This window comes from Streptomyces sp. NPDC096176 (assembly GCF_044763255.1).
Lineage (GTDB): Bacteria > Actinomycetota > Actinomycetes > Streptomycetales > Streptomycetaceae > Streptomyces.
In genome coordinates, this window is the sequence record NZ_JBIWFV010000007.1 from 39,055 (window position 1) to 51,755 (window position 12,701).

Sequence of the window (12,701 nt, forward strand, 5' to 3'; positions counted from 1 at the left end):
AAGCGTCAGGAACTCCGCGTAGTCGGCGTCGAGCGAGACGTACCACAGCAGGTCGAACTCGCACCCGTGGTGCCGACCCGTGGCGACCATGCCGCTTCGTTCCGCTCACGACGCAACTCCGGATGGCCGGGCGGGTACGGCAGGGCCCGTGTTCAAGGAGACACCGAGCCGCTGGACGTCCATCTGATCCTGCGCAGAGACAGCCGCGACGGGCCGGAGGTCCTGCTGTCACGTCGAGCCGGCGCCGTCTACGCCGCGGGGCTGTGGCACCTGCCGTCCGGGCACTTGGACGGCCCGCACGAGGACGTCGTCACCGCCCTGGTGCGCGAGGCACTGGAGGAGACCGGCGTCGTCATCGCCCCGCCGGACGTGCGGGCCGCCGTCACTGTGCACCACCGCGCACCGAGCGGTTCCTCCCGCACCGGCGTCTTCTTCGAGGTCCGACGGTGGAAGGGCGAGCCTCGGATCGCAGAGCCGGACCTCTGCGACGCGATGGACTGGATGCGCCTCGCTGCTCTGCCCGCCGGGATGGTGGCGTACTGCCGTGCCGGGCTGGACGCTTACGGGGCGGGTACACGGCTCGCGGTCCACTTCCAGCTGCCCGGCGACGCGATCGCCTACGACCCCGGCGCCGAGCGCCTCCGCATCGTGCCGGACGTGAGCACACCAGCGCCGTAGGATCACCCCATTCCGCGCTCGTGGTGTTCGCGGAGCGGGCGCCGGGCAATGGGAGCACCGTGTGAACGGCGTAGATGGATATCACCGATCTGAGCCGGGCGGGCTCCACTCTCGTGGTCGGTGGTCGGTGGTCGGTGGCTGTGGTCGAGGGCTTCCATGGCTTGTCTCACGGATCCGCGATGCCCGAGTCATTGGTGGAAACAGGTCCTGCGGGCTGGGGTTCCCCGCCAGAGGTCTCGGACTCCGATCTGGCCTGGTTGGAGCATGGCGACAAGGTGCGGAAGCCGTTGGGGTACACGGCGGAAGAACGACTCGAAAACATACCGGTCACTGGATGTTGCGGGGGCGGGACGTTCGTGACGTCGACCTGCCCTGGCCGACGCGCGAAGCAGCGAGGTGGCGGCGGCCGGGCACGGCGAGCACCGGGTTGGACTCCGCCAAAGCACGCTGTGGGACAGACGACGCCGACACGTTCGACGTGCTCCACTCGATCAAGACCGCCGACGGACGAATGGACCGTGACCGTCTGCCATTAGGGGCGCGGCGCTATGGCCCAGGCCATGGTCTGGGCCGTTGCGCAACGCGGTCGGCCGGTCGGTCCGGTCAGGTGTCGGGGCGGAAGAATCGGACAGGATGGGCCGAGTGACGCTTTCCGATGCCGTGTACCTGGCCGTGGGGATTTGCCGCCGTGCTGCCGCTGTCGGTGCCGGTTGTCGAGCCGGAGCGACACCGGCTCTGGGTGGAGCACGGGACCGAACTGTGCGTCATCGTGTCCTTGATGGGCGCCGGACTCGCCCTCAACCGCCCGGTCGGTGGGCGCACGTGGGCGGGGCCTTGGCGGCTCGTGGGCGTCAGTCTGCCGCTGACCATCGCGGCGATGGTCGGGGTCGCGGCGTTGCTGCTGGAGTGGCCGCTCGCGCCGGCCTTGTTGCTGGCGGCCGTACTGTCGCCCACCGATCCGGTGCTGGCGGCGGAGGTGCGGGTGGGTGAGCCCACGGACGCCGAGGACGACGAGGACGAGGTCCGGTTCGCTCTGACCGCCGAGGCGGGCCTGAACGACGGGCTCGCTTTCCCCTTCGTGCTGGCCGCCCTCGCCATCGCGACGGCGGGCCAGGAGCCGGGGGCGGGCTGGATCGGGGACTGGTTCGTCGTGGACGTGTTGGCCCGGACCGCCGTCGGTGTCACAGTCGGCGTTGTCACGGGATGGCTGTTGGGCCGGATGTTCTTCCGGGCGCGGCCGTCATCGCTGCGGCTCTCCGAGCACATGGAGGGGTTCGTCGCGCTGGGCGCCACGTTCCTGGCGTATGGTGCCGCCGAGCTGCTGCACGGCTACGGGTTCCTCGCCGTCTTCGTCACCGCCTGCACGATCAGGGCCGCCGAGCGGAGCCATGGATATCACAAGGTGCTGCACGAGTTCACCGAGCAGATCGAGCGGCTGCTGACGGTCTTCCTGCTGTTCCTCCTCGGGGGGTACCTCGTGGTGTACGGCTTGCCGTCCCTGACCTGGCAGGGAGCCCTCGTCGGGCTGCTCCTCGTCCTGCTCGTCCGGCCCGTTGCCGGATGGGTGGGTCTGCTCGGTGCGGACACCGGCTCGCGCGAACGCCTGGTCACGGCCGTGTTCGGGATCCGCGGCATCGGATCGCTGTACTACCTCGCCTACGCGCTGGGCCACAGCGACCAACTCACCGGCCATGCAAAGCAGCTGTGGTCCGTCGTCGCCTTCACCGTACTGCTGTCCGTCTTCCTGCATGGCGCCGCCGCCACCCCGGTAATCCGCCACCTCGATCGGCTCCGCCGCTCCGCATCTCCGCCACCGTGAACACGCACGCTGCCCTGTTCGCCGGCCGGGACACCGTGAACACGGCTGCAGCGACGGTAGAGGGTGGCTGGCTCATGGAGGTGTGCTCCCTGCGGTGCGGGGAGCGGCTCACGTGCCGGCCCCGCTGATGTGGTTCAGGCTTGGCCGGTCTCGAAGCGGCTGACCTTGCGGTCGGTGACGGTGAAGGCCCACCGGGTTCGCATGCTGCACGACAAGTACCGCCGCCTCGTCCGCGCGCCAGGCGTGAAGACTCTCAGGGTGACGCTCCGTAGCAGGTGGCGATCGCAGCGGCGCGGTTGCGCAGGGAGGTGCGCAACCACTGCGGGGCCAGGGCTTCCGCGTCCGTGGCGAGCTGCCACAGCGCCCATTCGGCGTGTCGTGAATCTTGGTAGGTCACCTCCAGCCGCAGCCGGCCGTCTGCGTCGGCTTCTTCGGCGCAGACGGCCAGTGCGGTGCCCACCAGGTCCTCCCGCCGCGCCGGGTCCACCCGTACCAGCACGGTGACTTGGTCGCCGCCGGTCCGAAACTGTGTGCCGCGTTCCTGCCAGGCCCGGTCCAGATCGACCCGGTCTGCTCGCTGTGCGGGTTCGGCGAGCTCCTCGGCGGCCAACATCCGGGACAGCCGGTAGGTGCGGTCCGCGCCAGACCTCGTGGCCATCAGGTAGCCCTGGTCTCGTACCGTGACCAGGCCGATCGGGTCCACCGTGCGCCACTGTGGCGTCTGGCCTGTGGCGGCGTAATGGATGCGCAGCTTGTGTCCGGCGAACACTGCGCGCCGGACCTCGGCCACTATGGCGTCGGGCACCTCCTCAGCGACCACGCGGCGCGAGAGGAGGTCGGTCTCCGGGTCGATGAGCAATCGCTCCGCCACGCCGGCCGCGGTGTCCCGATGGCTTTCGGGTAGCGCGTCAACCACCTTGAGCATGGCGGAAGCGAGCGCCGAGCCGAGGCCGAATACTTGCGCGCCGCGCCGTGATCCGGCGACCAGCAGGGCTAGCGCCTCGTCGTGGTTCAGCCCGGTGAGCTCTGTCTGGAAACCGGGCAACAACGCGAACCCGCCGTGCCGGCCCCGTTCGGCGTAGACCGGGACACCGGCTGCGGACAGCGCCTCCATGTCGCGCAGCACGGTGCGGGTGGATACCTCCAGCTCGCGGGCCAGCGTGGCCGCGGACAGCCGACCGCGCCGGCGCAGCAGGAGCACCAGCGAGACGAGCCGGTCCGCGCGCATGCGAGAACGTTAACCCAATACATGACCAAGGGTGTCGTGATTCGTTGGGAGGCTTTCAACACGACGTCAACGATGGGCGGCTGCCCAGCCGATGGACGTACGTACTCCCAATGAATCGAATGGAGCTGATGTGGCTGTGGAACGAACGGCGGTCAACCCGGTGACGTGGTCGGTGGAGATGGGGTTCAACCAGGGCGAGGTCGTCTCCGGACACACACGGACCCTCTACATCTCGGGGCAGACCGCGATGAGCGGCGACGGCAAGCCCCAGCATGCCGGTGACATGGCAGCGCAGTTGGCGCTGAGCCTCGACAACCTGGAGGCCGTGCTCGGCGAGGCCGGCATGACTCTCGTGAACCTCGTCCGACTCAACGTCCACACGACCGACGTCGATCTGCTCTTCCAGCACTACGGCGGGCTGGCGGCGCGGTTGGGCGCCGCCGGGGTGGCGCCGACCACCACGATGCTCGGGGTGACACGGCTGGCGATACCCACCCTGATGGTCGAGCTCGAAGGGACCGCCGTCGCGTGATGTGACCTCGCCGCCCTCCGCTGCTCGTGCCGGTTGAACCGGCACGAGCAGCAGGCAGGTGGGTGATTTACGGTGCCCGGATGGTGACGATCGGCGTCCATGGCTTCGACGCGAGTCGTTCCTGAACGACTGCGGCACGCGGACGTCCGCCTGCTGCTCGACGTACGCCGGCGCCGCGGTGTCCGCGGACCCGGGTACGCCTGGGCGAACTCACGCCGGCTGCAGGCGGCCCTCGTCCATGCCCCATCGCCTACGAGCACCACCCCGAACTCGCCCCGACCACCGAGTCGCGAGCTCCAGTGCGCCGAGGATGACCGCCAAGGGGTCGGCAAGCGCTCACGCCGCGAGCTTGTAGCCGCCCTGCGCTGTCCGCGACTCGTGAGACCAACGCGAGCGCCTGCGCGTGACTGAGGCCCGCGCGACCGGCCGGCTCTGCGGCAATGTGGGTGTCAGCGACCGCGATCAGCGGTTCGAGCAACTCGGGGGAAGGGCCCGTACGCGGCGACCGGGGCTACGACCACGACAACTACCGCCGCCTCGTCAAGGGGATCGGCGTGAAGTCGCTGAACGCCCGCCGCGGCATCGAGCACGGCACCGACTGCCCGCCCAACGGTGGTTGGTGGAAGGCGCGTTCGCCCGTCAATACCGGTTGCGCCGCCAGCGGATCCGCTGGGAGGTCCGCGACGACATCCACGAAGGCCGCCGCCCCACGACCCGAAAGAGAGCCTGGTTCTGCCCTGCACGGACCCTTACCCCCGCTGCCCCAGCGTGGTTCAGTGGCCGCGCACGCACCAGGAAGGTCGCATTCTCGGTGCGGTCGAGTGCCTCGGTGCGGGCCGAACGAATGACGCAGCGGGCACCAAGTCGCCACTCGCCTCCTCTGCCCCGGGCCGCAGCCTGGGCGGGCGGCGCCCGCTGTCAGTGCCGCCTGGCAAGATCGGAGTCATGACCAGCAGCACCGGTACTCCCGTCCCGCTCCCGGCCAACCACCGGATCTCCGAGACTTATGCCGACTGGGCACGCATCCGGGCTCCGCACGCGGAGCCCGGCGCCCGCGCCGTCCTCGAAGAGGCGGACCGGCACCGGGGGCGGGCCTGGGAGAAGCCCGGTCGGTTCGTGGACGGCATGGAGCGCGTGGCCCGTGACCTGCCGGCTGCCCATCTGCCCTGGTTCTGGGACACCATCGGCCACTGGCTGCTGGAAACGCATGGCCGTTCCGCCGCCCGCGCGTACAGCCAGGCACGCGCCGCCGAACGCACTCACGGACTGCGCGTCGACCCCGATTGGCGGCAGGCGAACGTGTTGCTGTTCGCACGCTTCGGCGCCTTGCCCGCCACCGAACTCAGCGGCCACTCGAAGTGGCTGGTCGGTGCGCTCGAACCGGCGGACGCACACCGTGAGTTCGTCCGCATGCTGACGGTCTGGGCGGCGTCCCCCGGCGCGCTGCCCGCAGACCTGGCCCGCCGTGTCCGTGACTCGGCCCGTGCGGCCGGCCTCGGCATCGAGGAGGAGGCGCGGGTGCTGGGCGAGTTGCTGGCCGCGGCTCGCGGGAAGGCTGTTCCGGACCGGCTGCTCGAGGCGGCCGTCGGCCCGCTCACCACGCACCCGCCGACCGACGACCAGGCCACCGCCCTGCTCGACATGTTCCCCGAGTCGAAGAACAACGCGGCCGCTTGGCTGCGGTTGCTCATCGGATGCGGCGCCGCCGATGCAGCCGCTGACGGCCGGATCGCCCCCGAGGGCGGTCTCGGCGACTGGCTGCGCCGCTACTCGGCCGCCTACTCGCACCGCACCGTCGCCGGCGGCGGCGTGACGCGCCAGCCCATGCCTGCCGAACTGTTCGCCCTGGTGGGCCGGTTCGCCCCGCTGTTGCGTGCGGCCGGTACGCCGGTCAGGCTGCACGAGGACCGCTACCGATGGCCGCACCTGGACGCCGACCTGGTCGACGTGTGCCTCGCCGAGGGCATACCGGTCGAGGACCCAGGCCCTTCCATCGGCATCGAGTTCTGGGACGAGCACTCGCAGCGCGATCTCAAGGCGCTGGCTGCGGACCCCGTGTTCGGGCCCCGGCTGGAGGGCACCGTGCACGCCGGGCTCCGTAACGGCGGCGGCACGGCCATCAGCCGGCTCCAGGGGAACCCCGGCATCACCGCCGAGGTGCACACCCGCGTCGAGAAGCTGATCGGGGCTCTGCGCGGCGGCGGTCTCGCCGCCGCCGACGAGGCCGTCGACGAACTGCACGACCTCCTCGACCGGCCCACCGCCATCGCACTCGACGGCATCGAGGAGGCCCTCGACACCCTCGACCTCACCGGACCCCTTGTCCGCGCCCTGCGCGCCGGGCTGCCCGAGGAACTGGGATGGCCCGCGCTGGAGGAGGCTCTGGCCGAGTTCCGTCCCGACGAGACCGTGCATGTCACCTGCACCTGGCCGGTGCTCACCGTGTACGGGGACGCGCGTGCCATCGCTGTCGACCACGCCGGTCGGCGTGGTGACCACTCGCTGGAGCTGCCCGATTCGGGCCGCGGTCACACCGTTCACTGGGTCGGTGGCCAGTTCCTCGTCGCTTGGACCGAGGACGGCGAGGGCAACTGGAACGGAAGCGCCTACTGGTCCGACCGACCCGGCGAGATCTTCGCGCCTGAAGAGACGTACGGACTCCGCCCCTACGGCGGCAGCATCCAGGGCGGCCTCGGCTATCAGTTCGCCACCTTTGACGGCGAGGGCCGGTACGACGGGGAACGCATACTTCGTGCAGGCGGCCGCGAGGGCATCGGCCACCGCGACTACCAGATGAGCGACGGCCGCACCGTCTGGAGCTCCGAGGTGTTCGGCGAGCGCCGTAACGGTTGGGCCCGTCTCGACCCGGACACGGGCACCCCCACGGGTGAACGCACCCTGCCCGCCTTCCACCTGCCCGCCGAAGTGCCGCCCGGCACCGCGCCCTTCGCCGACCACCGGATCCTCGCGTGGCTGCCGCAAGGGGTTGTGAACTCCCCGCTCGGCCAGGACGGGCGGCTCACCGGCTGCCGCGTTCACCACCGCACCCCGTATCCCGGGCCGTCGCCCCGCGAGTTCGTGCTGGAATCCGTCGACGGCCGTACCGCCTCCTACCGCAGCCGCCGTTGGGGTCGCCGCCCCTGGGGCATCATCGGCTTGCCATTCGGCGGGGAGGACGCCGTCCTGGCCGGCGAGACGACGGTTCGCTGCCACGCCGCCGAGGACAGTTCGCTGCTCTGGCAGGTCCGTGGCTTCCCAGGCAGCCGTGACGGGTCACCGGTGCGCGCGACTCTAGGCGAGCAGTCCGGGCCCGTTCCGCCGCCCGCCTACTGGCACTTCCTCACCCCGCGCGACGAGGCTTCCTCCAAAGCGCTGCGCGCCGTCACCGACACCGCGGTACGCCGACTGCTGGGCCCGAGGACCAGCAGCTGCGACAGCGAGTCACATCCCCTGCCCGGCGTGACCGACCCCCGGATCCGGGCCGGCGTCGCCCGCGCCGTCCGGCTCGCGGCAGACGTGCTGCGCCGCCGACGGGAGCTGTCCCACCGCGTCGCCGTCATGCGGTCGGGCCCGGTGGTCGATCTCCCCGACCCGGTGCCAGACACCCAACTCGTCCCGGCACTGCACGATCTGCTGCCCCAGCTCCGCGCCTACGAGGAGAAGCCGTCGCAGCCGCAGCCCGCCCTGCTCACGGCGGTCGCCGCCGACGGCCGGTATCTGCGCGGCGAAATCGACGACGAGGTCCGGGTGCTCGCGCTGCCCGCCACCCCGCCCAAGTGGGCAGCGCTGGTCGGCCGCATCGATGCCGTGGCCTGGCGGGCCGCGGTCGCCGCCACCCCCGACGGGCAACGGCAGGCCCTCACCGCCCTGCTGGAGGTGTGGAGCCGACAGCCGTTCGCCGAGCCCGGCAGCGCCTGGCGGACCGGCCGCGCCCCCGACCAGCACATCGCCGAACTGCGCGCGACTGCCGCGGTGGCCTCGGGGCAGGTCCGCAGCGGCCTCGCCCCCTTCCTTCAGCGCGCCGCCGAACCGGTGCCCGCCGACGCCGAGGGATGCGAGACCCACACCATCCCGTTCGACGACACCACCCGGCTCCCCGTCCTGCTGGCCGTGCTGGCCACGCACGGTCCGCTGCCGATTCCCGACGAGGCAGTGGATCTGTTCCGTTGGCGGACGGGGGTGCCGCGGCCGATCGCGGCCCTGGCACTCGACGGTTTCGCCGGCAGCGCCGACTACGACGCGCACCGCAAACTGCTCCGCGCCAAGCCGTACAGGGCGGACCAGGCCACTTCATTGGCGTACGACGAGTTCCGGCGACGCCTCGGCCCGGCCGGCCGGCGCACCGTGCTGGCGGCCGCCCTGCCTGCGGATCCAGCGCAACTGTGGGCGCCCGGCGGCCCGACCGCTGCTGCGGACCGGATGGCCGATGCCTGGGCCGGGCTCCTCGGCACCGAGCCGTACACCGACGACAGCAGCCACGCTTCGTCTCTGGCCGCCGATCGCGGCCTGCCGGAGACATGGGCCACGGCCCTGCTCACCGGCCGGCTCCCCGAGCCCCTCGACGCCGACGGGGTACAGGCCGCGGCGACCGCCATTGCCTGGGCGCTCACCGAGCGCCCGGTCGGCGACCCGGCCACGGCCGGCGCCCGGGCGCTCGTCGACCAGTTGACGAACGCCCCCGCGACTCTCATGGCCGACCTGCGCCGACTGGCGGACCGGTCCACCACCACGCCCGTCCCGCCCGGCCAGTACGAGACGAACCCGCTGTTCAGCGTCCCGGCTCTGGTGGACGAGGCCGCGACGACCCTCGGAGTCGGCCGCGACGCGGCCGCTCTCCACCTCCAACTGCACGCCCTCGAACGCCCGGCGGACCGCACCGTGCGCCGCTGGAACACCTGGACCCTCGACCACCACCGCGCCGTCCGCAAGGAGCTCGCCACGGCCAAAGCCCCCCGCCCCGCACCCGTGTCCGCCCCGTCGGACGAGCGCACAGTTGTCCCGCTCCCCGCCCACGAGCGCTTCGCCCTCGCCTGGGCGGCACGGGTACGGTGACGGCGCGGCTCACGGTTTCGCGGCCACGGGATTGCTCTGCGGCCGCGGATCTCCACGGGACGTGGCCGCAAAAGGCGGTATGGCTCAGTGCCACCACATCACGACGAACAGGCTTCGCTGTGCGGCTTCCGGCAGACGAACGCGGGCCGGTTGCGGGCCCGTTGTCATCTCTGCGCGGCTCCCTGGGACTTGCCCCGTGTACGGATCATTCGAGGCCGCGCCAGATGTTGTCGAAGGCGGCTTGCTCGACACCTCGTCGTTGCCGCTCTGCCTCCAGTTCCTGCAGCGCGTCGTTGACTCCTGCCACCACCGTCGCCACGACGTGGTCCACATCGTCCGGTGGGTCTCCGGTCTGCTGCTCGCCCCGAAACCCGAGGCTTTCAGCGAGAGCGACGAGCACAGGCTCGGCGGCTGCCCAGCGCTCCGCCGCGTGGCTTCGGGAGGGTGAATCGGCGAGGACCTTCCGGCCGCCCCGGAAGTGATGCTTGCCCTGCCGCACGACGGCCCCTTCCGCCTCGAGGGCAGCGAGGTACTTGTCGGCCAGGGAGTTACCTCTGCGCCACAGCCAGTCGCTGACCGATTCGAAGGGTTCACGACGAACGAATGAGGCGGCAGCCTCCTCCAGGAGCCGATCCGCCGGTGCGGGCAGGTGGCCCGGCACGATGCGACCGCCGTCCAATCGGCCGGCCGGGATCTTCAAGAGATCGATCAGTTCGGCTCCCGCGAGCGCGAGCGACAGGTCACCTGATTCCACGGGGCGGCTGGGTTGCCCCGCATCGAGGGCGACGATCAACAGGTCCCGCGGCGTGGTCATGAGAAGCCTCACGTTCAAGCGTCGACGTCGTCATGTCGTTGAGGTGTCCCCCGCCGGATTGCAGGACCGCCCGGCCTCTGCGGCGACCGGGGGTCTCGACGATCGCTGAACTGATGTCCGAATTTGAGTTTACGCAGCGTGCTAGGTGCCTGCATCCCGCCCGTGTGCCGGATCACCGTCTCGCCGCCACGACGAGGTGCGACGACGCCGCGCCCGGAGGACGCACCGGGTGCCGGACCGGTCGCACCGGCCCGGCACCGTCACAACGGCAGCGCGTCACGCCGCCACTGCGACCGGCACGCCGCCAGGGTCAGCGGCCGATCTTCTTCTTGATCCGCTTGCCCTCGGGGGACTCCGCGAGGGTCTTCCACAGCTTGGCCGAGCTGGTGGAGGTGTAGACGCCGGGGGCGCCCTGCTCACCGCAGCCCTCGCCGTACGACACGATGCCGATCTGGTACGTACGGCCGGAGACCTTGCGGAACAGCGGACCGCCGCTGTCGCCCTGGCAGGAGTCCTTGCCCTCCACGCCCGCGCAGACGTTGACGGACTTGTTGTAGCCCGGGTACGTCGCCGTGCACTCGGGGTGCGAGAGCAGCGGCACGTTCACTCCGCGCAGCCGGTCGGGGTAGTTGGGCAGCTCGGTGTCCGTGTTGCCCCAGCCGATGACCTTGGCCTTGGCGCCGGGGCGCAGGAGGGCGTCGGTGCCGACCGTCGGCAGCTTGACGGAAGCGATGTCCTTGACCGGCTTCGCCAGCTCGAGGAGCGCCAGGTCATATGCCTCGTCGCCCTTGAGGTAGCGGGGGTGCGAGACGATGCCGGTCACATTGCGGAGTTGTCCCTGCCGCTTGTTGGACAGCACCGTGCGGCCGACGGTGACCTCGATGTCCTTCGCCTTGGTGCCCGTCACGCAGTGGGCGGCGGTCATGACGACGTCGGGGCTGATCAGGCTGGCGCCGCAGAACTGACGCTTCACCGGGCTCTCCGCGCCCTTGACCAGCACGGCCGCCATCCAGGGGTAGGCGGAGTCGGACTGCTCCACACCGCCGATGATCCTGATGCCGGGCTTGCTCCGTTCGTCGGAAGGCGCCGCCTGGGCCGTTGCCGCGGCCGTGACGACGAGCGCCAGCGCCGCACTCGACGCCAGTCCGACGGAGGCTATCCGGCGGGCGTGGCGACGGGGCAGAAAGTCTCTCATGGGGGGTTGGTCTCCATTTCCGGGTCGGTCGCCAAAGGGCCGGGCTGTTACGGTCGTTGGCCCTTCGGCACGTTGCCGTGATCTCAGACCGTGGAAATGCCGCCGAGGTTCACTCGGCGGCAATATTTCCCCGGCGGACGTCCCCCAGCCCGCTTTGGGGCCTGGTCCGCGTCGACGCCGAACTGCCCAACAGGCCCTGTTGGGCAGGGATTTTGTGGTTGCTTCACACCGACCGGCGCGTACCGGGGCAGCCCTGCGCGCTGCGACGACAGGCGCGGCCTATCAGCAACAGGCGTCGGGTGGCGGAGGTTTCGCGCCGACAGGGTTCTTGTCACCGACCGGGAAGGGCCCGTGGATTCCGTGACAGATGCGCCTGGCGAGTTCGGCACGCTCTCTGTGAAGCCTGCTCTGTGCCTCGATCCCGCGCCGAAACTCGGGGTTGTCGTAGAGGCGGAGCAGGTGACGCGTCATCGGGATGCGTCCGAAGGAGGCGATCGCTGCTCCGAGCTTGGTGGGCTTGCCGTTGCGGGTGAGGATCCGCAGGGCATCGTGTGCGCTGACAGCACCGTGATGGATCGATCCGATCACACGCAGAATGTCGTCCCAGTGTTCGGCGATCTGCTCGAGGTCGATGTGTCGCCGTGTCGCGTCCTGGAGAGGTCCCTAGTTTAGGACTTGTCCGGCCGATCATGGTCTCGGCTACTGAGGCATGGCGGGGGCTGCAGCTCGTCGAGGGCGTGGTGGGCCCACGATCTCGTGTGCCAGGGTGGCGGTATGGATTGGCAGTCTGAGAGCCCGGAACTCTGGGCGTTTCTGGAGTCCCTGCACCGCGGGGACATCCTGTCCGGCACCGTCGCGGCGATCGAACGGTTCGGGGTCTTCGTGGCCCTGGATGACGGGCCTGCCCATCCGCTCTTCCCCGGTGTCGGGTTCATCGTCATCCCCGAACTGTCCTGGCGGCACATCGACGCTCCCACCGATGTTGTTCAGGTAGGCCAGCGTGTCTCGTGCGAGTTCCTCCAGTTCGACACCTACAACGCGGAGGCCAGACTGTCCTTGAAGGCACTGGAGCCCGACCCGCTCCAGGCTTTCGCCGACCGCACAGCAGTGGGCCAGGAACTCCGTGGGACGGTTGAGAAGACGGTTTCCAGCGGCGCCTTCGTCGATCTCGGGGACGGGATTGTAGGGCTGCTCCCCTTCAGAGAAGCCCACGGTCGGCCTGTTGTAAGTCCGCTGGAAGACTTCGAGGTCGGAGAGGAGATCACCGTCGTTGTCACAAAGATCGACCCGCCGACGCGCCGGGTCCTCCTCTCCAGGCCGCAGGGCGGCCGGCATGAAGGTGTCTCGCCAGCCACGTGACGGCCGGCGTGTCCCAGCCGTTGA

Annotated in this window: 8 protein-coding genes and 1 pseudogene; 5 read left to right on the forward strand and 4 right to left on the reverse strand. The window is 70.4% G+C overall.

The features are described from left to right. The first annotated feature begins 66 nt into the window (after positions 1–66). Together ACIQ7Q_RS20395 and ACIQ7Q_RS20400 are read left to right on the forward strand one after the other, a co-directional pair. Positions 67–678 carry an NUDIX domain-containing protein gene (locus ACIQ7Q_RS20395; protein WP_403863715.1) on the forward strand — a complete coding sequence of 204 codons (612 nt, stop codon included), beginning with the start codon at positions 67–69 and terminating at the stop codon, positions 676–678. A 655-nt stretch (positions 679–1,333) separates the two neighbouring features. Then, positions 1,334–2,497 (forward strand): cation:proton antiporter, encoded by a 1,164-nt coding sequence (locus tag ACIQ7Q_RS20400; RefSeq protein WP_403863718.1) that lies wholly within the window; start codon positions 1,334–1,336, stop codon positions 2,495–2,497. 253 nt (positions 2,498–2,750) lie between these two features. On the opposite strand, the gene ACIQ7Q_RS20405 is transcribed toward ACIQ7Q_RS20400, so the two are convergent. Beyond that, a complete protein-coding gene (locus ACIQ7Q_RS20405) occupies positions 2,751–3,725 on the reverse strand; it encodes a helix-turn-helix transcriptional regulator (RefSeq protein WP_403863721.1) in 975 nt (324 codons plus the stop codon). 136 nt (positions 3,726–3,861) lie between these two features. Between ACIQ7Q_RS20405 and ACIQ7Q_RS20410 the strand changes: the two genes are divergently transcribed. Then, positions 3,862–4,257: a RidA family protein gene (locus ACIQ7Q_RS20410; protein ID WP_403864762.1), complete on the forward strand. Its 396-nt coding sequence runs from the start codon at positions 3,862–3,864 to the stop codon at positions 4,255–4,257. Between the two features lie 945 nt (positions 4,258–5,202). Then, the gene (locus ACIQ7Q_RS20415) at positions 5,203–9,309 is read left to right on the forward strand and encodes a hypothetical protein (RefSeq protein ID WP_403863724.1); all 4,107 of its coding nucleotides are present in this window, start codon (positions 5,203–5,205) and stop codon (positions 9,307–9,309) included. 205 nt (positions 9,310–9,514) lie between these two features. On the opposite strand, the gene ACIQ7Q_RS20420 is transcribed toward ACIQ7Q_RS20415, so the two are convergent. The 3 genes and pseudogenes from ACIQ7Q_RS20420 to ACIQ7Q_RS20430 form a co-directional block, all read right to left on the reverse strand. Next, a complete protein-coding gene (locus ACIQ7Q_RS20420) occupies positions 9,515–10,123 on the reverse strand; it encodes a GPP34 family phosphoprotein (RefSeq protein WP_403863727.1) in 609 nt (202 codons plus the stop codon). A gap of 310 nt (positions 10,124–10,433) precedes the next feature. Continuing rightward, positions 10,434–11,318, reverse strand: a complete 885-nt coding sequence (locus ACIQ7Q_RS20425; RefSeq protein ID WP_403863730.1) for a S1 family peptidase — start codon at positions 11,316–11,318, stop codon at positions 10,434–10,436. A 282-nt stretch (positions 11,319–11,600) separates the two neighbouring features. Beyond that, positions 11,601–11,963 (reverse strand): annotated as a pseudogene (locus ACIQ7Q_RS20430) (Tn3 family transposase); the annotation flags it as partial. Positions 11,964–12,092: 129 nt separating this feature from the next. On the opposite strand from ACIQ7Q_RS20430, the gene ACIQ7Q_RS20435 reads away from it, so the two are divergent. After that, positions 12,093–12,677, forward strand: a complete 585-nt coding sequence (locus ACIQ7Q_RS20435) for a S1 RNA-binding domain-containing protein (RefSeq protein ID WP_403863733.1) — start codon at positions 12,093–12,095, stop codon at positions 12,675–12,677. The last annotated feature ends 24 nt before the right edge of the window (positions 12,678–12,701 follow it).